The sequence below is a fragment of the Salinilacihabitans rarus genome (assembly GCF_024296665.1).
GTDB classification, from domain to species: domain Archaea; phylum Halobacteriota; class Halobacteria; order Halobacteriales; family Natrialbaceae; genus Salinilacihabitans; species Salinilacihabitans rarus.
On the sequence record NZ_CP100762.1, the window covers coordinates 970166 to 988938 of the forward strand.

23 protein-coding genes and 1 pseudogene are annotated in these 18773 nt (G+C 69.0%); 13 read left to right on the forward strand and 11 right to left on the reverse strand.

Annotated elements, in window-relative coordinates:
* The first annotated feature begins 127 nt into the window (after positions 1 to 127).
* Together NKG98_RS05110 and NKG98_RS05115 are read left to right on the forward strand one after the other, a co-directional pair.
* Positions 128 to 1195 (forward strand): glycosyltransferase family 2 protein, encoded by a 1068-nt coding sequence (locus tag NKG98_RS05110; RefSeq protein WP_254768583.1) that lies wholly within the window; start codon positions 128 to 130, stop codon positions 1193 to 1195.
* A gap of 2 nt (positions 1196 to 1197) precedes the next feature.
* Positions 1198 to 2274: a DUF354 domain-containing protein gene (locus NKG98_RS05115; RefSeq protein ID WP_254769427.1), complete on the forward strand. Its 1077-nt coding sequence runs from the start codon at positions 1198 to 1200 to the stop codon at positions 2272 to 2274.
* Positions 2275 to 2277: 3 nt separating this feature from the next.
* On the opposite strand, the gene NKG98_RS05120 is transcribed toward NKG98_RS05115, so the two are convergent.
* The 4 genes from NKG98_RS05120 to NKG98_RS05135 all read right to left on the reverse strand — a co-directional run bounded on the left by NKG98_RS05120 (position 2278) and on the right by NKG98_RS05135 (position 5925).
* Positions 2278 to 3363, reverse strand: a complete 1086-nt coding sequence (locus NKG98_RS05120) for a tyrosine-type recombinase/integrase (RefSeq protein ID WP_254768584.1) — start codon at positions 3361 to 3363, stop codon at positions 2278 to 2280.
* 158 nt (positions 3364 to 3521) lie between these two features.
* Positions 3522 to 5033 carry an MATE family efflux transporter gene (locus NKG98_RS05125; protein WP_254768585.1) on the reverse strand — a complete coding sequence of 504 codons (1512 nt, stop codon included), beginning with the start codon at positions 5031 to 5033 and terminating at the stop codon, positions 3522 to 3524.
* Between the two features lie 132 nt (positions 5034 to 5165).
* Positions 5166 to 5471, reverse strand: a complete 306-nt coding sequence (locus NKG98_RS05130; RefSeq protein ID WP_254768586.1) for a MazG-like family protein — start codon at positions 5469 to 5471, stop codon at positions 5166 to 5168.
* A gap of 52 nt (positions 5472 to 5523) precedes the next feature.
* A complete protein-coding gene (locus NKG98_RS05135) occupies positions 5524 to 5925 on the reverse strand; it encodes a universal stress protein (protein WP_254768587.1) in 402 nt (133 codons plus the stop codon).
* An 84-nt stretch (positions 5926 to 6009) separates the two neighbouring features.
* Here NKG98_RS05135 and NKG98_RS05140 point away from each other — a divergent pair, with 84 nt between their 5' ends.
* Entirely contained in the window at positions 6010 to 6435 is a 426-nt protein-coding gene (locus NKG98_RS05140; protein ID WP_254768588.1) for a universal stress protein, read from the forward strand.
* Positions 6436 to 6456: 21 nt separating this feature from the next.
* Here NKG98_RS05140 and NKG98_RS05145 read toward each other — a convergent pair whose 3' ends face one another.
* Together NKG98_RS05145 and udk are read right to left on the reverse strand one after the other, a co-directional pair.
* On the reverse strand, positions 6457 to 7080 hold the full coding sequence (locus NKG98_RS05145) for a hypothetical protein (protein WP_254768589.1): 624 nt from the start codon (positions 7078 to 7080) through the stop codon (positions 6457 to 6459).
* Between the two features lie 88 nt (positions 7081 to 7168).
* Positions 7169 to 7870 (reverse strand): uridine kinase, encoded by a 702-nt coding sequence (gene udk / locus NKG98_RS05150; RefSeq protein ID WP_254768590.1) that lies wholly within the window; start codon positions 7868 to 7870, stop codon positions 7169 to 7171.
* A gap of 161 nt (positions 7871 to 8031) precedes the next feature.
* Here udk and NKG98_RS05155 point away from each other — a divergent pair, with 161 nt between their 5' ends.
* The 3 genes from NKG98_RS05155 (at position 8032) to NKG98_RS05165 (ending at position 10137) form a co-directional block, all read left to right on the forward strand.
* A complete protein-coding gene (locus NKG98_RS05155) occupies positions 8032 to 8838 on the forward strand; it encodes an AAC(3) family N-acetyltransferase (protein WP_254768591.1) in 807 nt (268 codons plus the stop codon).
* A 67-nt stretch (positions 8839 to 8905) separates the two neighbouring features.
* Positions 8906 to 9748 (forward strand): DUF5694 domain-containing protein, encoded by an 843-nt coding sequence (locus tag NKG98_RS05160; protein ID WP_254768592.1) that lies wholly within the window; start codon positions 8906 to 8908, stop codon positions 9746 to 9748.
* Positions 9749 to 9813: 65 nt separating this feature from the next.
* Positions 9814 to 10137: a DsrE family protein gene (locus NKG98_RS05165; RefSeq protein ID WP_254768593.1), complete on the forward strand. Its 324-nt coding sequence runs from the start codon at positions 9814 to 9816 to the stop codon at positions 10135 to 10137.
* A 13-nt stretch (positions 10138 to 10150) separates the two neighbouring features.
* Here NKG98_RS05165 and NKG98_RS05170 read toward each other — a convergent pair whose 3' ends face one another.
* Complete coding sequence (locus tag NKG98_RS05170; RefSeq protein ID WP_254768594.1) at positions 10151 to 10885, reverse strand: helix-turn-helix domain-containing protein; 735 nt, start codon at positions 10883 to 10885, stop codon at positions 10151 to 10153.
* An 89-nt stretch (positions 10886 to 10974) separates the two neighbouring features.
* Between NKG98_RS05170 and NKG98_RS05175 the strand changes: the two genes are divergently transcribed.
* Positions 10975 to 11160: a hypothetical protein gene (locus NKG98_RS05175; protein WP_254768595.1), complete on the forward strand. Its 186-nt coding sequence runs from the start codon at positions 10975 to 10977 to the stop codon at positions 11158 to 11160.
* A gap of 3 nt (positions 11161 to 11163) precedes the next feature.
* Positions 11164 to 12450 carry an MFS transporter gene (locus NKG98_RS05180; RefSeq protein ID WP_254768596.1) on the forward strand — a complete coding sequence of 429 codons (1287 nt, stop codon included), beginning with the start codon at positions 11164 to 11166 and terminating at the stop codon, positions 12448 to 12450.
* Between the two features lie 376 nt (positions 12451 to 12826).
* Here NKG98_RS05180 and NKG98_RS05185 read toward each other — a convergent pair whose 3' ends face one another.
* Positions 12827 to 13684 (reverse strand): hypothetical protein, encoded by an 858-nt coding sequence (locus NKG98_RS05185; RefSeq protein ID WP_254768597.1) that lies wholly within the window; start codon positions 13682 to 13684, stop codon positions 12827 to 12829.
* 106 nt (positions 13685 to 13790) lie between these two features.
* Between NKG98_RS05185 and NKG98_RS05190 the strand changes: the two genes are divergently transcribed.
* From NKG98_RS05190 to NKG98_RS05200, 3 genes and pseudogenes are all read left to right on the forward strand, one after another.
* Entirely contained in the window at positions 13791 to 14186 is a 396-nt protein-coding gene (locus NKG98_RS05190) for a CopG family ribbon-helix-helix protein (RefSeq protein ID WP_254768598.1), read from the forward strand.
* A 291-nt stretch (positions 14187 to 14477) separates the two neighbouring features.
* Positions 14478 to 14739, forward strand: a pseudogene (locus tag NKG98_RS05195) (antitoxin VapB family protein).
* Positions 14736 to 15128 (forward strand): type II toxin-antitoxin system VapC family toxin, encoded by a 393-nt coding sequence (locus NKG98_RS05200; protein WP_254768599.1) that lies wholly within the window; start codon positions 14736 to 14738, stop codon positions 15126 to 15128. Before NKG98_RS05195 ends, NKG98_RS05200 begins: the two are co-directional and overlap by 4 nt.
* A gap of 20 nt (positions 15129 to 15148) precedes the next feature.
* On the opposite strand, the gene NKG98_RS05205 is transcribed toward NKG98_RS05200, so the two are convergent.
* Together NKG98_RS05205 and NKG98_RS05210 are read right to left on the reverse strand one after the other, a co-directional pair.
* A complete protein-coding gene (locus tag NKG98_RS05205; protein WP_254768600.1) occupies positions 15149 to 15472 on the reverse strand; it encodes a chorismate mutase in 324 nt (107 codons plus the stop codon).
* Positions 15469 to 16341, reverse strand: a complete 873-nt coding sequence (locus NKG98_RS05210) for a shikimate kinase (protein WP_254768601.1) — start codon at positions 16339 to 16341, stop codon at positions 15469 to 15471. Before NKG98_RS05210 ends, NKG98_RS05205 begins: the two co-directional genes overlap by 4 nt.
* A 125-nt stretch (positions 16342 to 16466) precedes the next feature.
* Between NKG98_RS05210 and NKG98_RS05215 the strand changes: the two genes are divergently transcribed.
* Positions 16467 to 17582 (forward strand): aminotransferase class V-fold PLP-dependent enzyme, encoded by a 1116-nt coding sequence (locus NKG98_RS05215; protein ID WP_254768602.1) that lies wholly within the window; start codon positions 16467 to 16469, stop codon positions 17580 to 17582.
* 67 nt (positions 17583 to 17649) lie between these two features.
* Positions 17650 to 18054, forward strand: coding sequence for a helix-turn-helix domain-containing protein (locus NKG98_RS05220; RefSeq protein WP_254768603.1), 405 nt, complete (start codon positions 17650 to 17652; stop codon positions 18052 to 18054).
* A gap of 28 nt (positions 18055 to 18082) precedes the next feature.
* On the opposite strand, the gene NKG98_RS05225 is transcribed toward NKG98_RS05220, so the two are convergent.
* Positions 18083 to 18517 (reverse strand): thioredoxin family protein, encoded by a 435-nt coding sequence (locus tag NKG98_RS05225; RefSeq protein ID WP_254768604.1) that lies wholly within the window; start codon positions 18515 to 18517, stop codon positions 18083 to 18085.
* Positions 18518 to 18773: the final 256 nt, after the last annotated feature.

Here is an 18773-nt window from a genome sequence, read left to right on the forward strand (position 1 = left end):
TCGAATAACAATGGTTCGAGGTGGGGACGCCGCGAGTAGATGAGGGTAACCGCGACAGCGCCACCGACGACGCCGCGTTTCGACGACGGGACCGACGCGACGGTCGCACCTCCGGCGGGGTGATCCGGTGTACGGAGACAACACGGTCGCCGTCGTCGTCCCCGCGTACAACGAGGCGGGGTTCGTCGGCGACGTGATCGAGACGATGCCGTCGTTCGTCGACCGGATCTACGCCGTCGACGACCGCTCGACCGACGGCACCTGGGAGGAGATCGTCGCCCACGCACGGCGGCCCGCCGACCGGCGCGGGGGCGAGGGGGGCGAACCGGCCGCCGAGGACGACGCGGCCGCCGTCGAGGCGAGCCCCGACGCCGAGGGGGCGGTCGCCGACGGGGGCGCGACGGGGGACCCCGCGGTCGTCCCGATCCGTCACGCGGAGAACCGCGGCGTCGGCGCCGCGATCAAGACGGGCTACCGCCGCGCCCTCGAAGACGGAATGGACGTCACGGCCGTGATGGCCGGCGACGGCCAGATGGACCCCGACCAGCTCGACCGCCTGCTCGACCCGGTCGTCGAGGGGCGGGCGGCCTACGCGAAGGGCAACCGCCTCGACGGCAGCGCCCACCGCACGGAGATGTCGACCTGGCGGCTGTTCGGCAACCTCCTGCTGACGTTCCTGACGAAGGTCGCCAGCGGCTACTGGGAGATGCTGGACCCCCAGAACGGCTACACGGCCATCTCGCGGGCGGCGCTCGAAGCGGTCGACCTCGACCGACTCTACGACCGCTACGGCTTCGCGAACGACCTCCTCGTGTCGCTCAACGCCTGCGGGTTCCGGATCGCCGACGTGTCGATGCCCGCGGTCTACGGCGAGGAGCGCAGCCACATCCGGTACCGCTCGTTCGTTCCCTCGCTCTCGTGGCTCCTGCTTCGCGGGTTCGTCCGCCGGCTGGGCTACCGGTACGTCTTCGGGGAGTTCCACCCGCTCGCGCTGCTCTACGCCCTCGGGGCCGCCGCCAGCGCCGCCGCGGCCGCGGGGCTGGCGTGGGCCGTCCGCGTCCGGTCCGACGCCGACTCCCGGATCGCGGGCGTCCTCGCGTCGGTCGCCGTCCTCGTGCTGGGGGCGCTGTGTCTCGTCCTCGGGATGGTGTTCGACCGCGACGTCAACGAGGGAACGGTGGTGAGCGTCCGGTGACGATGCGGGTCGTCGTGACCATCCAGCACCCCGCGCACGTCCACTTCTACCGGAACGTGATCGACATCCTCGAGGACCGGGGCCACGAGGTGTTCGTCTTCGCCCGCGAGAACGACCTCGCGGTGCCGCTGCTCGAACGCTACGACCTCCCCCACGAGGTGCTCGCGGGGACACAGGACTCGCTGGCCGAACTGGCGAAGGTCCAGTTGAGCTACGAGTACCGCCTGCTCAGGCGGGCGCGGGAGATCGATCCCGACGTGATGACGGCCATCGGCGGCGTCGCCGTCTCGCACGTCGCCCCCCTCGTCGGCGCGCGCAGCGTCGTCTTCATCGACAACGAGGGCGTCGCCTCCCACCGGATCACGACGCCGTTCGCCCACGTCGTCTGTACGCCGCGGCGGTTCGAGGAGGAGTACGGCTCGAACCACGTCCGCTACGACGGCTACCACGAACTCGCCTACCTCCACCCCGACCGGTTTTCCCCCTCGCCGGATCGACTGCGCGAGCGCGGCGTCGACCCCGACGAGCGGTACTTCCTGTTGCGCTTCAAGAAGTGGGACGCGCTCCACGACGTGGGCGAGCGCGGCCTCTCCCCGCGCGGAAAGCGACGGCTGGTCTCGCTGCTCGCAGACGAAGGCGAGGTCTACATCACGAGCAGCGACGACCTGCCGCCGGACCTCGAACGCCACCGCCTGCCGGTGCCCCCGGACCTCGTCCACGACCTGCTGTACCACGCGGACCTGTACGCGGGCGACTCGGCGACGATGGCGACCGAGGCGGCCTGTCTCGGGACGCCCGCGGTCCGCATCCAGTCGTTCGCCGCGAGAGAGCGGGACATGAGCAACTTCGTCGAACTGGAGCGGCGGTACGACCTCCTCCGGTCGACCCCCGACGAGGAGACGGCGCTCGCGTACGTCCGCGACCTGCTGGACCCCGAGGCCCCCGACCGCTGGCGCGAGCGGCGGGCACGGCTCTTCGAGGAGAAGATCGACGTCGCCGCGTTCGTCGCCGAACTGCTCCGTGCACAGGCCGGCGAGTCGACGCTCGCCCGGCGGTCGGAGGTGCCCGCGCCGACGTGAGGGCTAGTCGGTCCCGGCGCCCGGGACGTCCTCGGCGACGACGATCGACCGTTCGAGGTACGACTCCCTGAGCGCCGTCCCCGGCGAGGTCGCGGCGCGCCGTCGCGAGCGCTCGCCGAGCGCCCGCCGGGCGCCGCCGGGCTTGAGGTAGCCGCCGTCGACGTCGACGTCGGCGTCCGCACAGAGGCGCTTGAGGATCGACCGGGCCCCCTCGGTCGTGATCGCCGGCGGGGGGATCGAGCGCTCGCGCGCGAGTTGACTCGCGGTGGTCCCGTCGAGCAACGCTTCGATCTCGTCGTCGTCGTGGCCGCGCTCGGCGAGGACCGACCGGACCCGGCCGGCGATGGAGGGGGCGTGCCGGGTGGGGAACAGCGGCCACTCGTTCGACGGCGGGTCGAGGACGACGCGGTACCGGCGCAGCGGCGTCCGCGCCGCCGCCGGCAGCAACACCTCCTCGAAGCGCTGGGAGGTGCCGAGCACGCGGATCGTCCCCGTGTAGAAGTCGACGTCGTCCCAGGTGGCGCCGCTGCGGCGGTCGTCGGCGGGCACGCGGAACAGTTCGCCGGCGCGGACGCCGGCGTGGGCCAGCACCGCGACCATCGCGTAGTCCCGCAGGCGGCCGAGGCGCTCGCGGCGGTCGTCGTCCTCGGCGTCGAGGGCCCGCTGGCGGACGTACTCCTCGAGGGTGCACCGTTGTTCGCGGGTCCAGAACTGCCCCTCCGAGCGCTCGGCGGCCGGCAGCGCCCGCTCGGCGGCCTCCGTCGCCGCCGGGTTCGATTCGAGGATGCCCCCGCGGACGCACCACGAGAGGAACGCGCGCACGACCGCGAAGTAGGTGTGGGCCGTCGACGCCGCGTACTCGCCGCGGTCGACCCGGTCGGCGAGGGTCGCGGCGTACGACCGGAGGTGTTCGACGTCGAGGTCGAACAGCGAGGTGGTCCCGTGTTCGGATTCGAGCCACGCGGTCCACCGCCGGAGGATCGACTCGGCGTTCGAGGCGTAGGTCCCGGCGCCCCGCTCGTCCGGGTCGCCGACGGCTTTCCGGCGGAGGTAGGCGGACACCGCGTCCTCGACCGCGACGTCGCTCACGCACCGATCACCCGCCGCGCCCGCCGACGCGACGCGGCGGGGTACGATCGGTCGGCCGGACGGTCGGCGATCATCTCTGGTCCGACGTACGTGATCGCCCTAAATCTGCCTTTCGGTCAGTCGGTTTCGGAAAGAAAGGAAACGGCCGGCCGGTCGGCTCAGTCGTCCGCGGTGACCGGTTCCGGGCGGTAGCCCCGGCTGATCGCCTTCCACCGGCCGGTCGAGAACCGGTAGTAGTTGATCGCGGCGGGGACGCCGGTCTCGGCGACGAACCCGAGGTACAGCCCCCACAGCCCGATCGCGGGGATCGACACCGCGGGGAGGGTGACGCCGACGAGGGGGACGGTGACCGACGGGATCGACAGCCCGGCCGCGCCGAGGTACGCGAGCGGGATCTCGACGCCGAACATGCCGAGAAACTGGCTGTAGAAGGGCCAGCGGGTGTCGCCGGTGGCGTCGAGGGCCCCGGCGGCGCTGCCGGCGACGCCCTGAAAGACGACGGCGACGCAGGCGGCGTAGACGAGCGTCACGGCCGTCGGGATCGACAGTTCGCTCGGGTCCTCGGTGAACGCGAGAGTGATCGGCTCCGCGAAGAGGAAGACGATCGTCGCGGAGACGACGTAGACCGCGACGGCGAAGCGGACGATCTCGCGGCCGTAGCGTTCGGCGGTCCCCTCGTCGCCGGTCCCGAGCACCTGCCCGACGAGGCTCGACGCGGCCAGCCCGAACCCCCAGCCGGGCGTGTTCATGACCCCCCAGATGCGCCGGACGATGACGTAGGCGGCGACCGTGTCCCGGCCGAAGATGTCGACGATGGCGAGCATGGGGAACTCCGCGACGGTCCAGACGAGGTTGCGTCCCATCACGGGGAGGCCGATCGTGATCAGGTCGCGGATCGTCTCGGGGTCGACGTAGCGGCCGACCGGGTCGACCGCGACGGGGAACCGCCCGGCGCCGGGGAGCCGACCCGCGACGAGGCCGGCCGCGAACGCCGTGGTCACGACGACGTTCGAGATGACGGTCCCCAGCGCGGCGCCGGCGACGCCCATCTCGAAGCCGAAGATCAGGGCGGCGTTGAGCACGACGTTGACCATCGCCCCGCCCGCCCGGAGGAGCATCGGCGTCCGGGCGTCGTCCATCCCGACGAAGACGCGGCTGCCGATGAGGTTGAGGCCGGCAAACGGGATGCCGAAGCCGACGATCCGCAGGTACGTCGCCCCGTAGGCGACGGCCTCGGGGTCGTCGCTGATGAGCGAGATCAGTTCGGCGGGGTACGTCCAGAAGACGGCCGTAATCGGCAGGGAGACGGCGACGACGAGGAACGCGCTCGACCGCACCGCCTGGGCGAGGCCGCCGTACGCGCCGGCGCCGTAGCGCTGGGAGACCAGCGCGATCGTCCCGGCGGCGATCCCGCCGCCGATCGAGAACGCGAGCCCCCAGAACGGCGAGGCGAAGCCGACGCCGGCGATGGCCGCCGAGCCGAGGGCGACCCCCACCATCGCGACGTCGACGGCGTTCTTCGACATCCGGGCGATGCCGGTGACGACACGCGGCCACGCGAGGTCGGCGGTACGCCGCGCTCGCTCGGCCTCGATCAGCCCGGCTCGCGCCAGCGCGAGTCCGATCCAGAGGATCGACAGCCGGATCGGATTCGGGACCCGTCGTGCCACGAGAATCGGCCGATCCTTGACTACCCCCGCAAAAAGACCTTCCCGACCCGGCAGGGTCGACCGGTTTCGAATCGATACCCATTCGCACGCGACCGGCGGGGCGACGGCACGTCGTCCACGTCGCCCCCGGCGCTACTCGCCGGAGGCCGCCGTCCCCGTCTCCGAGAGCCGTCGCTCGTACTTCGCGAGCGCCTCGTCGAGCGCCGCCGACGCGTCGACGTCGACGGCCTCGCAGACCGAGAGCAGCGAGAACAGCGCGTCGCCCAGTTCGTCGCGTGCGACCGCGACGTCGTCGGGGCTCGCGCCGTAGTCGGTCGACTCGTTTACCTCCGTGGCGACCTCGCCGACCTCCGAGACGAGGTCGAGGACGCGGTTCTCGGGCGCCGCGTCGAGGTCGTACGTTTCGAGGAACGTCGCGACTCGATCCTGTTCGTCCATGGGTCGTGGGGATTTCGACGGCGTCGGCAAAAGCGTCTCGGCCACGGTCGCGTCACCGGACGACCAGCACCGGGACCGAGGCGGCCTCGAAGACCCGGTCCGAGGTGCCACCCCGGAGGAGCCGATCCAGTCCGCGCCCCCGGCCCACGACCACGAGGTCGACGTCGTGGGCGTCGACGTAGTCGAGGATCGCCCGGTGGCGCAGCCCGTGGGTGACGGCGGTCTCGACGTCTTCGAGTCCCGCCTCCCGCGCCGTCGCCGCGACGTGGTCGACCGCGTCCCGGCCGATCGATTCGAGGTCCTCGAAGTCGACGCCGGGCGCGATGGCCGACGAGTTGACGACGTACAGCGCGTGCAAACGCGCGTCGTGGACGGTTGCCAGTTCGATCGCCTCCTCGATCGCCCGCTCGGCGCCGGCCCCGCCGTCGGTCGCCACCAGGATCGCGTCGTACATCGGTCGACGGTTCGACGCGGAGGGTGAAAATCCTCGCCCCCGAACCGGGATACGCTTTTGGCCCGGGTCGACGAACCCCCTCGCATGGCCCACCGCGTCCTGGTCGCGCTCGACGGCTCCGCGCAGTCCGTCGCCGCGTTCGAACACGCAGTCGAGACGTTCCCCGACTCGACGATCGTCGTCTTCCACGCGCTCGACCCCTTCGACGCCGACCCCGAGGGGGAGACGGCCCAGCCGCTGACCGACGCGTGGCACGAGGCCGAACGCGAGCGGGCCGAGCGGCTGTTCGACCGCGCCCTCGACGCGGTCGGCGTCGACCCCGACGGCGTCGAGCGCGAGACCAGCGTCGGCCCGCCCGCGGAGACCATCGTCGCCTTCGCCGAGGAGAGCGACGTCGACCACGTCGTGCTGGGGAGTTACGGTCGCGGCGGGGCCTCGCACCTCCACCTCGGGAGCGTCGCCGAGGTCGTCGTCCGGCGCGCCCCGGTCCCGGTCACCGTCGTCCGGTGACCGCGCCCTCGTCGGAACCGCTCACCCGTCGACGCCGTCGAGGTGGCCGAGTCGCTCCGCGAGACACGCTTCCTCGTCCGGATTCACGGCCCGCAGATCGCCGAGCCCCGGCGTCGCGACCCCTTCGGTCTCGAACAGTTCGACCGCCGCGAGGACGGTCGTCTCCGGATCGAGGTCGAACTCCGCGGCCGCGTCGATCGTCCGCTCGCCGTCGACGCCGCCGACGGGTTCGACGATGGTCCCGACCGCGCCGTCGCCGGAATCGAACGCGATCGAGAGGATGACGTCAGCGTAATCGCCGACGATCCGGACCCGTCCGCAGTCGAGGAACGTGACCCGCTTGCCGGCCTTCCCGTCGCCCGCGGACGCCGGATCGTCGGCGTCCGCGCCGCGCTTCGCTTTCGAGCCGTCGCGGCCGTCGGCTGTCCGGTCGTCACAGCCGGTCGGTTCGTCGTCGGCGTCGGCGCCGGCGTCGTCGTCGCGATCCGCTCCCGTCTCGTCGGCCGCGTCCGCCGTCCGGGCCGGCCGCTCGCGGTCGTCGGCCGCGCGGTCGCGCTTCCGCCGGGCGACGGCGGCGGCCGCCGGGCCGACCGTCGCCGTCGTCGCCGTCGCGAGCAGGAATCGCCGCCGGTGGGGCGCTGTCATGGCGCCGGCTTTACCGACTCCGCCCATCAATCATTGTTCCCTACACCGGGACTCTCAGGCCGGACGAGGGGAGTAGCCCCCGGTTTCCTCAGTCGCCGGCGCTCGTGCCGTCGCCGTCGGGTTCGACGGTCGTCTCGCGCTCTTCGACCGAGTCGAACGGCGACGCGGGGCCGTCGCCGCCGAGTTCGGCCTCGACCTTCTCGGTGAGCAGGTCGACGGCCATCCGGTTTGCACCTTCGGGGATGATCACGTCGGCGCGTTTCTTCGTCGGCGCGACGAACTGCTCGTGCATCGGCTTGACCGTCCCGAGGTACTGCTCGATGACCCCTTCGAGGTCGCGGCCGCGATCGATGACGTCTCGCTGGATGCGCCGGAGGATGCGGACGTCGGCGTCGGTCATCACGTACACCCGGAGGTCGAGCATGTCGAGGACCGCCTCGTCGTACAGCGCGAAGATCCCTTCGAGGACGATCACGTCCGTCGGTTCGACGCGGACCGTCTCGTCCTTGCGGTTGTGCCGTTCGAAGTCGTACTGGGGCATCTCGACCGGCTGGCCCATCGTCAGCGCGTCGAGGTGCTCGCGCAGGAGTTCCCACTCGAACGCCGAGGGGTGGTCGTAGTTGACCGTCTTCCGTTCCTCGTAGTCGAGGTGCGAGAGGTCCTCGTAGTAGTTGTCGACCGGAATCCGGGTGACGGCCTCGCCGACGGTGTCGGCGACCTCCCGAGCGACCGTCGTCTTGCCGGCCCCCGTCCCCCCCGCGATGCCGATGACGAACGACGGAATGCTCATCGTCCGAACGTGGTAAGCGACGGTTAAGAAGGCCCTGATCCCGTCTCGCGCCGAGAGAATCGCCCCACTGGGAGGAGGTCGGACCGCGTTCGACCCGCTCACGCGGGGCCGCCCCGAGCGCCGACGAAACACTGACGGAGCGCGGTTGCGACCTCGACGCCATGAACGAAGCCGACGCCGTCGAGCGGGTCGACGAACCGGTCACCGTCGCCTCGCTCGCCGACGACCTGCGCGCACTCGGGGTCGAGGCGGGCGACACCCTCCTCGTCCACTCGTCGCTGAGCGAACTCGGCTGGGTCGCCGGCGGCGCGCAGGCCGTCGTCGAGGCCCTGCGGACGGTCGTGACCGACGCGGGGACGCTCGTGATGCCGACCCACTCGGGCCAGTACTCCGACCCCGCGGCGTGGTCGAACCCGCCGGTCCCGGAGTCGTGGGTCGACATCATCCGCGAGTCGATGCCGCCGTTCCGGCCGGCGGTCACGCCGACGCGGGGGATGGGCGCCGTCCCGGAGTGCTTTCGCACCTACCCGGACGTCGTCCGGAGCGACCACCCGACCGTCTCGTTCGCGGCGTGGGGCGCCGACGCCGAGGCGGTCGTCGCCGACCACGCCCTCGACGACGCCCTCGGCGAGGGGTCGCCGCTGGCGCGCATCTACGAGCGCGACGGCCGGGTGCTCCTGCTCGGCGTCGGCCACGACAGCGACACCTCGCTGCACCTCGCGGAGTACCGGGCCGAGATTCCGACGGCGACCGTCTCCAACGCCGCGGCCGTCCTCCGGGACGGCGAACGGGTCCTCGCGGAGTACGAGGACATCGAGACGAGCACCGAGGACTTCCCCGACCTCGGCGCGGCCTTCGAGCGGGAGGTCGGCCTCGCGGAGGGGCCCGTCGGCGCCGCGACGGCGAAACTGGCGAGCCAGCGGGCGCTGGTCGACTTCGCCGTCGAGTGGTTCGAGGCGAACCGGTGACGCCCGCCACGTTCGATCGCGATCGTCTCGCGGAAGGTATTTACGACGCGAGAGGGGTGTCGACGGCATGTCGGATTCCGGAACGCCGTCCGACGGCCGGCCGTCCCGCGACGGCGAGGAGGTCCGCGCGATGGTGCTCGGCACGTACCACATGGACGAGCCGGGGCTGGACGCGGCGACCCTCGACGTCGACGACGTCCTCGTGCCGCGCCGGCAGGCCGAACTCGAGGAACTGACCGACTCGCTCGCCCGCTGGAACCCCGACCGCGTCGCCGTCGAACGGCCCTACGACAGGGCCGACGCCGTGAACGCCCTCTACGACGAGTACCGCGCCGGCGAGCGGGCGTACGACCGCGAGGAGGAGATCGACCCGCCACACCCCTTCCGGAACGAGCCGGACACCGAGTGTCGCAGCGAGGTCGTCCAGATCGGCTTCCGGCTCGCCGAGAAGCTGGACCACGAGCGCGTCTCCCCGATCGACAGTCCGACGAAGCTCGGCAACGAGGAGGTCGAGGCCCTGCGCGAACGGGGGTTCGAACCGGAGACGAAGGTGTCGGCGTCGCTTCCGGACCCCGAGGAGAGGGTCCGGGAGTGGGGGCGGCGACTGGCCGACTCCTCGATCGTCGAGTTCCACCGGTGGCTGAACCGCGAGGAGCAGGTCTCCGCGAACAACGAGGCGATGTTCGACGAGTACCTCCGACTCGGCGAGGGCGACAACTTCGGCGGCCCGCGGCTGCTCGCGACCTGGTACGAGCGAAACCTCCGGATGGTCCACGCGCTCTGGCGCGCGATCGAACCGGACGACCGGCGGGTGCTGGTCCTCGTCGGGAACGGGCACGTGCCCGTCCTCCGGCACCTCTTGGAGGAGACGCCGACGTTCCGTCCGGTCGGCCCGCGTTCGCATCTGTGACGGCGATTCCCACCGCGCCGAACCGACCCCCGACACTTGAGTACGCGCGGGCCGTCGCCTCCCCCATGCGCCTCGGAATCATCCTCGAGACGAACGACCCGGAACGCGTCTGGAACGCCTTCCGACTCGCGAACACCGCCCTCGACGCCGACCACGACGTCGAGGTGTTCCTCCTCGGCGACGGCGTCGACGCCCCCGACCTCGAACACGAGAAGTTCAACCCCCACGGCGTGATGGTCAAGTACACCCGAAACGGCGGCGAACTCCTCGCGTGCGGGACCTGCCTCGACTCCCGCGACATCGAACCGGACGACCTCCGGCCCCGCTCGACGATGGGAGACTGCCTCCGCGTCGTCGAAGACGCGGACGAAGTCCTCACGATCGGCTGACCCCGGAGCGCGGTCAGTCGGCGCTCCCCGGTGCGGCGTCCGGCGAGTCCGCCCGCAGCGGGTTCGGCCCGGCGGTGGCCGTGACCAGCCGCAGGTAGCTGCCGGCGTTCGTCAGGAGCTTGTTCTCCGCCTTCCGGAGGTGCTCCTCGAACGTCGAGCGGGCCACGGCGGTCCGCTCGGCCAGCTCGCGCAGCGACGTCCCCCGCGGCTGTTCGTAGTAGCCGTTCTCGAGGGCCAGTTGCAGCGCCGCAAGCTGCCGGTCGGTCAGCCCCTCGAACAGCTGGTCGACCGGCGCCAGCATGCTGTGGGAGATCCGCTGTTCCGCGATGGCGGTCTTCGAGAGCAGGTCGATGTCCCGGTCCGCCTCGAGGTCACGCAGCAGCGCCCGGACGTCGGCCTCGTCGAACGCGACCACCGTGTAGTGCTCCCAGCCCTGACGGTGGATCGTCGGCGGCTGGTAGAGGCAGTCGTGTTCCTCGAACCGCTCCAGAATCGACCCTTCGAGCGAGCAGAGACAGGACTGCGTGACGACGTGCAGGCCGGTCTCGTCGATCGATTCGTGGAGGATCGTTCCCAGTTCGTCGATCTCCTCGAGTAACTCCTCGGTCGGCGACTCCGGGGACGTGATCTCGATCACCTGGCAGTCGCTCAGGTACCACTCGCGGATCGTGAGGTCCGGGTGTCGCTCCGAGATCTCGCGGTACGGACACTCGTGTTTGACCCGGAACGAGGCTTCGTAGAGGCTCATATCCGTACCGACCGTCCGAAGATCATTAACGGTACCGGTCATGGCCGGCAGTACCTATATTCTACTAGTTCTCTTACGGGTGAACATCGATGTCGGAGATCAGTCCCGAGGAACTCGACGAACGAGTACGGGCCGGCGGGGACGACCCGCTCGCGCTCGACGCTCGCCACGAAGCGGAGTACGACGACCGGCAGAGTCCGGACAGCCTCAACGTCGACGGCGACGACGAACTGACCGGCCGCGAACCGGGTCCGAACAACTGCGCGGCCGAGTGACCCATGGGCACGGAATCCGATCTCACACAGGGCATCCGCGAACACGTCGGGCAGTTCTCGCTGCACGTCCTGCTGGTGTTCGCGACCGGGCTGACCATCGGCTCCGAGCGCACCGTTGTCCCCGTCCTGGGCGAGGACCTCGGCGTCGAGTCGTTTCTGGTCATCGGCTCGTTCGTCGTCTCCTTCGGCTTCGTCAAGGCCGTGCTCAACCTCTACGCCGGCAAGTGGGGCGAGGAGTACGGCCGCAAGCCGGTCCTCGTCCTCGGCTGGGCGACCGCACTTCCCCTCCCCGTGATCCTCATCTTCGCCCCCAGTTGGGGCTGGATCACGGTCGGGAACGTCCTGCTGGGCGTCAACCAGGCGCTGACCTGGAGCATGGCGATCAACGCCAAGATCGACCTCGCGGGGCCGGAACAGCGCGGCCTCGCGGTCGGCATCGACGAGTCGTTCGGCTACACGGGCGTCGCCGTCGGCGCGTGGCTCACGGGCGCCATCGCCGCCCGGACGGCCCTCCGGCCGGAGCCGTTCTACTTCCTCGCCGTCGTCGTGGTGCTCGCGCTGCTCGTCTCGATCTTCCTGATCGAGGAGACGGTCCAGTACGCCCGTCTGGAGGGCGACGACGACCACCACGACGCGAACCTGCCGTTCGGCGAGGTGCTGAAGCGGGCGACCTACGGCGACCGGACGCTGTTCGCGGCGGCGCAGGCGGGCCACGTCGAGAACTTCGTCGACACGCTGTTCTGGATCGCCGTGCCGCTGTACCTCACGAGTCGGGACCTCGGCATCGAGGCCGTCGGCGTCGTCGTCGGCGTCCACAGCGCGATGTACTTCCTCCAGATCGGTACCGGCGGCCTCGCCGACCGCATCGGGCGGCGCCCGCCCGTCGTCTGGGGGATGTTCCTCGCCGGCGCCGGCGTCCTCGGGATGGTACTCGTCGACGGCTACCTCCCGTGGGCCGTCCTCGCCGGCGTCTCCGGTCTGGGGATGGCGCTGCTCTACCCGAACCTGATGACCGTCCCCGGCGACGCCGCCCACCCGACGTGGCGGTCGGCGGGGATGGGCGTCTACCGGATGTGGCGCGATTCGGGGTACGGCGTCGGCGCGATCCTGATCGGCCTCTCGATGGAGTTCGTGAACCTCGAAGCCGCGTTCTACGCGACCGCGATCCTGATGTTCGCCTCCGGCGCGGTCGTCTACCTGTGGATGGAGGAGACCCACCCCGAGTTCGGCACCCACGAACCGCCGGCCCCCGCCCCGGAACCGCCCCGCGGGGTGACGGCCGAGGACTGAGGTTCGGACCTGTCCGTCGAGCGAACGGATCCCGTCGCGATAGCGGCGTTCGCAGCGGCGTCGGACGGGCCACGAGTGCAGTCCGGGAGCCGATCGTGAACCCGTCCGGCCCCCGTTCGGCAGGATCGCCCCGTCTTCCGCGAACGAAACGCGGACCCCTTGCTCTCCCACTCCGGTGAACTGGCTCACCCGAGCCGCCTCGTACGTCGGCTGCTGCCGATTCTCTCGCCGTTCGGCCTCGTTCAGGTAGCTGACGTCCGTGTCGCTATGTGGCGAACCGAAGGTGGCTTCCTCCCACGGAAGTCACAAAATCACGGGATAGGCGCCTCGGTTCGAGTATGCGGATGAACCCGGCCGGACGTCGGTAGATACCCTCTCAGAACAGGCCGACGACGAATCCTGCCCCCATGATGATGAGGACGGCGGCGGAGAACGCCGGGAGGTACGGTGTGTACTGCTCGACTCTCTCCTCGGAGTGGTGGTAGCCCGCAATCAACAGCATCGTCAGTCCGACGATACCCACGATGACCGTGAGAGCGTACGCACTCATCAGTTCGATGCAGTAGTTCGACCCGGCACAGAGCGCGATGATCTCGAACTCCTCTTCGTGTGCGAACCCGAGGACGAACGCGAACCACGCGATGCCGAGAAGCCCCCGGTCGGCGGCCTCGTCGAGGTCATCGTGTGAGTGAGCGTGCCCACCGACGAACGGGACGTACCGTTTTAGACGGGAGGGGAGTCCACCGCCGTCGTGGTCGTGCGAATGGCCGTCGTCGTGGTCGTGCGAATGGCCGTCGTCGTGGTCGTGCGTATGGTGGTGATGCTCGTCCGAATCGTGTTCTTGGTCGTCCGGGTGTCCGTGATCGTGGTCGTGGTCGTTCCCGTGGGAGTGGCCGTGGAAGTACTCGCGGATGCCGAGGCCGATCAGCAGGACACCGGCCACGAGACTGACCGGCCCACCGATCCGGAAGCCACCGAGTATCGTGATCGGTTCGTTGACCTGTGTGAGGTCGAAGTAGCCCTTCGCGTAGAAGAACACTCCCACCATCGCAATACTGCTGACGAGGTGGCCGACGCCGATGATGAAACTCGCCGCGAACCCGTAGGCCCACTTGTTGGCTTGATCGAGCGCGTACGAGGCGGCAACTGGCCAGCCGTGGCCCGGTTCGAGGCCATGAACGGCACCGAGTGCGACCGCACCTACGAGCGGACCGAGCAGTTCGTTGGGGAACATCGCCTCACCTGGTACTCAGAAACGGCTGACTTTAGGGATTGTTAATATCGAACGAGGGGATTCGTCATAACGAGTCTCTTGTAGCTGCACGGTACAGTACCGGGTAATGAGAACGAGTTTCAACATCCCCGACGACGTAGTCGAGGAGTTCGACCGAGTATGGCAGGACGAGGGGATCGGAAATCGGTCACGGGCGGTGAGAGAAGCGATGCTGGAGTTCATCGAAACCCACTCTCGCCTCGAAGATACGACCGGCGAGATCGTCGCGCTCGTCGGTTTCGACTACCGCCACCACGAGGTAATTCAGGAACTCCACGCTGTCCAACACGAGTATCAGGACGTTATCCTCAATACGAGCCACACGCATCAAGGCGAGTGGTGCCTCGAATCGCTGTTCTGTCGCGGGGCCGCCGAGCGGGTCCGTGAGCTTACGTACCGGCTCCGTGATTTCGACGGTGTTCGCAGGGTGAAGGTGATGGTGATCCGGGATAACGTCGAATAAACTGCCCTCTTCGTCGAAGCGACTCGTTCGTACACTCGGTTTCGCTCTCGCCGATCGAGCGAGAAACGAAAGGGCAACTGCCGAAAGAAGATTTGGCTACCCGACCAGCAACGGAAACCCCCCGGATTCGACTACCGGTTCTCTCGCTGCTCTACTTTGTTCAGTTCGATAACTCACGTTGCACTGTTTCGTGTATTTTTCCGGTTTTTCGCTACGTTAGCTCAGCTTTCGACCGAGCGAATGAGCTTCGCATTAGGATTTTTAAGCGTGCATGTAGTACTGTGTACTAAGATGGCGACGAAAACGATTTCACTCGACGAGGAAGCCTACGAGCGGCTGAAAGCCCGAAAAAAAAGAGGGTGAAAGCTTCAGTGAAACCGTCAAGCGCCTTGCGGGAGAACGGTCGTGGAACGAGGTCACAGGGATTCTCTCCGAGGACGAGGCGGCGGACCTCGAGGCCGCTATCGAGGAGGGACGAACGAAGTCCAGCGAACGGAGTGACCGCCTCACAGCAGCGTTAGACGAAGTTGGAGATGACGAGACATCGGAATGATTCAGGACACATCGTTCATTATCGACTTATTACGTGGCGATGAAAACGCAAAACGAATTCTCGATATCGTCGAAAAAGAAGCGCGGCCACAAAAAGTGTCCTCCGTGACGGTTTTGGAACTCTACGAGGGCGTTGTTCGGTCTCAAACGCCGGAGACGAAGCGGGAGCGAATTCTCGAGATACTGGAAACGAAGCACGTCGTGAGTGCCGACCACACCGTGATGCGAAAAGCCGGAAAACTCTCCGGTAAGCTAATCAATGGCGTCGAACGGATTGAGCGAGAAGACTGTATTATCGCTGCGACTGCGCTTCTCAACGACGAACCAGTTATCACGAGAAACACCAAGCACTTCGGACGTATCGACGGCCTCGAAGTACGGACGTACTAGGGCTATGATTGTGTGAGGTGTTACCTGTTTTCACGCTGCTCAACTTTGTTCAGTTCGATCAACAGCCGAAAGATCGCTTTCACGAGGTTCGCGTCGACGTCGAAGCGGTCGGCGTTCTCGCCCGCGCGTTCCATCACGCGCACTTCCTGCTTCTCGTCGGTCGTCGGCAGCCCTTCGGCGGACTTGACCCGTGCGATGGTGTCGGCGACGTACGTACGGCGGGCAATGAGTTCGACGATGTCGCGGTCGATCTCGCGGATCTCCTCGCGGAGTTCGTCCAGATCCATCTCCTCGGGGGTTCGGTTCTCGCCTCCGTCGGTCGTAGCTGCGTCGTCTCCTGTCATGTCGTGGTCGCTCCGTCGGACCGCGTCGCGAGCAGTCGCGTCGTCCCCGGGCGGTCCTCCCAGCGGTCCCGGACCGTCGCCAGCGCCTCGCGCTCGCCGACGGCGACGTAACTCGGGCCGGTCCCCGACAGCGAGACGCCCGCGGCGTCGGGGAGGGCATCGAGCAGCGGCGCCGTCGGGAAGCCGAGCGCGCCGCAGAAGGCGAAGCCGTTGACCGTCATCGCCTCGGCGTACCGGCCGTCGAGGGCGAGTTCGGCGACGAGGTCCGCCACCGGGGCGATCCGCTCGCAGGCGGCGACGTCGGCGTCGGCGCTGAACGCCTGCTCGGGCGGCGTGTAGACGACCGCGTGCCAGTCGACCGCCTCGCGGGCGAGCAGTTCGTCGCGCGTATTGTCGGTGACGGTCACGCCGCCGAGCATGCTGGCGCTGGCGTCGTCGAACGCGCCGGTCACCGTCACGCCGGCCTCGCGCGCCGCGTACACGCCGAGTCGACAGGCGTCGACCCGGTCGACGGCGTCGGCGATTTCGAGGGCGTCGAGGGTCGCCAGCACGGCCGCGTTCGCCGCGGCGCTCGAACTCTTCAGCCCCGCGGCCAGCGGCACCTCGCTCTCGGTGTGGACGCGCGCGCCGACGTCCCGTCGCTCACGTCCCGCCGCCGCCGCGTGGCGGTCGAGGGTGACCGCGACGCCGCGCTCGATCAGTTCGGCGTCCGCCTCGGGGTCCTCGGCGATCGTGCCCTCGATCTCGCCGTCGTCGGTGAGGTCGACCGTCGCGGTCGTCTCGAGGTCGATCGCGAACGCCGACCCGGTGCCCGTCGCGAGCGCGTTCAGTACGGTGCCGGCGGCGGGGGCGACTGCCCGACCGTCCATAGAGGGAGTCTCTCGAAGGGATACTTACGGCTGGCGGTCGGTGCGGTTCTGGCCGGGTTCCGGCGACGGATGCGGGCCGGGAGCGGTCGGAAACGGCAAGTGTCCGGGCGAGCGACGTAGAGACGATGACGCCCGAATCGCTGCGAGCCGAGATGCCGGCGCTCGAGGACGTGACGTACCTGAACTTCGGCGCGGCCGGGCCCAGCCCCCGCCGGGTCGTCGAGGCCGCGGAGTCGTTCCTCGAACACCACGAGTACGTCGCCCCCGGACGCGAGGGGCCGTACACGGCCGCGTTCGACGCCTACGACGACGCGCGGGCGACCGTCGCCGACTTCCTCGGCGCGAGCGAGGGGGAAGTCGCGCTCACGGGGAGCACGACCGACGGCATCAACCGGGTCGGCTGTGCGCTCCAGTGGGAACCCGGGGACGTCGTCGTCCGGACCGACCTCGAACACCCCGCGGGGATCCTGCCGTGGCAGCGACTCGAACGGCTGGGCGTCGAGGTCCGGGTCGTCGAGAGCGAGCGCGGCCGCCTCGACCTCGACGCCTATCGCGAGGCCGTCCGCGGAGCGAAACTCGTCTGCTTCAGCGCGCTCACGTGGAACTACGGGACCCACCTGCCGGTCGACGAACTCGTCGAGATCGCCCACGACGCGGGCGCGCTCGTCATCGTCGACGCGGTGCAGGTCCCCGGCCAGACCCCGCTTGCCGTCGACGAGTGGGGCGCCGACGTCGTCGCCGCGGCGGGCCACAAGTGGCTGCTGGGAACCTGGGGCGCCGGCTTCCTCTACGTCGATTCGGCGGTCGTCGACCGGTTCCAGCCCCGGGCGGTCGGCTACCGGGGCGTCGTCGACCCCGGCGACCCGGACCCCGAGTTCGAACCCGGCGCCCGGCGGTTCGAGATCGGTACCGCGAACCCGGCGCCACACGTCGCCCTCGGGACGGCGATCGAGACGGTCGAGGCGATCGGCGTCGAGGAGATCGACGCCCGGATCGCGACGCTCGCGGGCCGTCTCGCCGACGCCGTCCCCGACGAGCGGCTCCTGAGCCCCGCGACGCCGGAGTCCGGGCTGGTGACGATCGACGTCGACGACCCCGAGGCGACGGTCGAGCGTCTCGCCGACGAGGGGATCGTCGTGCGGTCGCTACCCGCTCCCGACGCGATCCGGGCGTCGATCCACGCCGTCACCACCGAGGCGGAGGTCGACGCCCTCGTCGAGGCGCTCGAACCGGAGTGGTGAGCGATCAGAATTGTACGCCGCCTACAAAGGTCTTATGCTACTCTAGGACCAACCCGGAGGCAGAACGATGCCCGACTCGATGATCGAACAACTGCAGCGGGACATGGAGTGTGAGGGGTTGCTGGAGTGTTTCCACGGGTTGAAACAGCTGGACAAGGAGTGTTTCCGGGTGCTCGTCGATAGCGACGAGCCGTTGACGATCGACGAGGTCGCCGAGGCGGTCGACCGCGAGCGCTCGACGGCCTACCGCTCGATCCAGCGGCTGCTCAAGGCGGGGTTCATCCAGAAAGAGCAGGTCAACTACGATCAGGGCGGCTACTACCACGTCTACTCGCCGACGGACCCGTCACAGATCGCAGACGACATGCAGCGGCTGCTCAACGACTGGTACGCCAAGATGGGCCAGCTCATCCAGGAGTTCGAGGACAAGTACGAGCAGGCCGACGAACGCCCCGTCGCCGTCGACGGCTGACCGGTCCGTTCGAGAGCGCGGTTCGCGATCAGGCGAACTGGTCGATCAGCCCTTCGAGCGTCCCCCGGTCCTGAACGCCGACGAGGCGTTCGACCGGTTCGCCGTCGGCGTAGAGCACGAGCGTCGGGACGCCCTGGACGCCGAGCTGTCGGGCGAGGGTCTGGTGGGCGTCGACGTCCACCTTCGCGACCGCGGCGTCGGTCTCGGCCGCGAGCGCCTCGACCGTCGGTTCGAGCATCTGGCAGGGGCCACACCAGTCGGCGTAACAGTCGACGAGGACGACCCCGTGGGTTTCGACGACGGATTCGAGGTGGTCGCCGCCCTCGATCGGAATCGGCTCGTCGGGGGCGCCGGCGTCGGTCGCGGCCGCCTCCGACCCGTCGCCGCCTTCGAGGCGGTTCATCAGTTCCCGTTTCTTTTGCTCCCTGATCCGTTCCCGTTCCTCGTCGAGCGTGTCGCTCATCGCGTCGACGTACGGGCCGAACCGACATAATGGTTGTGTGTCCGGCGAGCAATATAGCCCGGGCGGCGCGTCCCGGATCGACGGCCGAGCGGGCCCGGTATTCGATTCGATCGCGGATGCGCGCACGGAGCGACCGAACGCAGTCGCCTTCCGGGTCCCGTTCCGTGGCGGTCGAACCGACGGGACGCCGTCGTTCGTCCGCCGCTCCGCCGTTTCCCACTATATTGGAATACCCGCACAATATTATATGGGGTCG

Excerpts from the sequence above, each read along its gene's own strand:
- NKG98_RS05155 (WP_254768591.1), top strand. The coding sequence starts at position 8,032 with ATGAACGAAGCCGACGCCGTCGAGCGGGTCGACGAACCGGTCACCGTC.
- NKG98_RS05130 (WP_254768586.1), bottom strand. The coding sequence starts at position 5,471 with ATGGACGAACAGGATCGAGTCGCGACGTTCCTCGAAACGTACGACCTC.
- NKG98_RS05165 (WP_254768593.1), top strand. The coding sequence starts at position 9,814 with ATGCGCCTCGGAATCATCCTCGAGACGAACGACCCGGAACGCGTCTGG.
- NKG98_RS05225 (WP_254768604.1), bottom strand. The coding sequence starts at position 18,517 with ATGAGCGACACGCTCGACGAGGAACGGGAACGGATCAGGGAGCAAAAG.
- NKG98_RS05200 (WP_254768599.1), top strand. The coding sequence starts at position 14,736 with ATGATTCAGGACACATCGTTCATTATCGACTTATTACGTGGCGATGAA.
- NKG98_RS05220 (WP_254768603.1), top strand. The coding sequence starts at position 17,650 with ATGCCCGACTCGATGATCGAACAACTGCAGCGGGACATGGAGTGTGAG.
- NKG98_RS05180 (WP_254768596.1), top strand. The coding sequence starts at position 11,164 with ATGGGCACGGAATCCGATCTCACACAGGGCATCCGCGAACACGTCGGG.
- NKG98_RS05185 (WP_254768597.1), bottom strand. The coding sequence starts at position 13,684 with ATGTTCCCCAACGAACTGCTCGGTCCGCTCGTAGGTGCGGTCGCACTC.
- NKG98_RS05210 (WP_254768601.1), bottom strand. The coding sequence starts at position 16,341 with ATGGACGGTCGGGCAGTCGCCCCCGCCGCCGGCACCGTACTGAACGCG.
- NKG98_RS05115 (WP_254769427.1), top strand. The coding sequence starts at position 1,198 with ATGCGGGTCGTCGTGACCATCCAGCACCCCGCGCACGTCCACTTCTAC.
- NKG98_RS05135 (WP_254768587.1), bottom strand. The coding sequence starts at position 5,925 with ATGTACGACGCGATCCTGGTGGCGACCGACGGCGGGGCCGGCGCCGAG.
- udk (WP_254768590.1), bottom strand. The coding sequence starts at position 7,870 with ATGAGCATTCCGTCGTTCGTCATCGGCATCGCGGGGGGGACGGGGGCC.
- NKG98_RS05160 (WP_254768592.1), top strand. The coding sequence starts at position 8,906 with ATGTCGGATTCCGGAACGCCGTCCGACGGCCGGCCGTCCCGCGACGGC.
- NKG98_RS05140 (WP_254768588.1), top strand. The coding sequence starts at position 6,010 with ATGGCCCACCGCGTCCTGGTCGCGCTCGACGGCTCCGCGCAGTCCGTC.
- NKG98_RS05205 (WP_254768600.1), bottom strand. The coding sequence starts at position 15,472 with ATGACAGGAGACGACGCAGCTACGACCGACGGAGGCGAGAACCGAACC.
- NKG98_RS05215 (WP_254768602.1), top strand. The coding sequence starts at position 16,467 with ATGACGCCCGAATCGCTGCGAGCCGAGATGCCGGCGCTCGAGGACGTG.
- NKG98_RS05175 (WP_254768595.1), top strand. The coding sequence starts at position 10,975 with ATGTCGGAGATCAGTCCCGAGGAACTCGACGAACGAGTACGGGCCGGC.
- NKG98_RS05170 (WP_254768594.1), bottom strand. The coding sequence starts at position 10,885 with ATGAGCCTCTACGAAGCCTCGTTCCGGGTCAAACACGAGTGTCCGTAC.
- NKG98_RS05145 (WP_254768589.1), bottom strand. The coding sequence starts at position 7,080 with ATGACAGCGCCCCACCGGCGGCGATTCCTGCTCGCGACGGCGACGACG.
- NKG98_RS05190 (WP_254768598.1), top strand. The coding sequence starts at position 13,791 with ATGAGAACGAGTTTCAACATCCCCGACGACGTAGTCGAGGAGTTCGAC.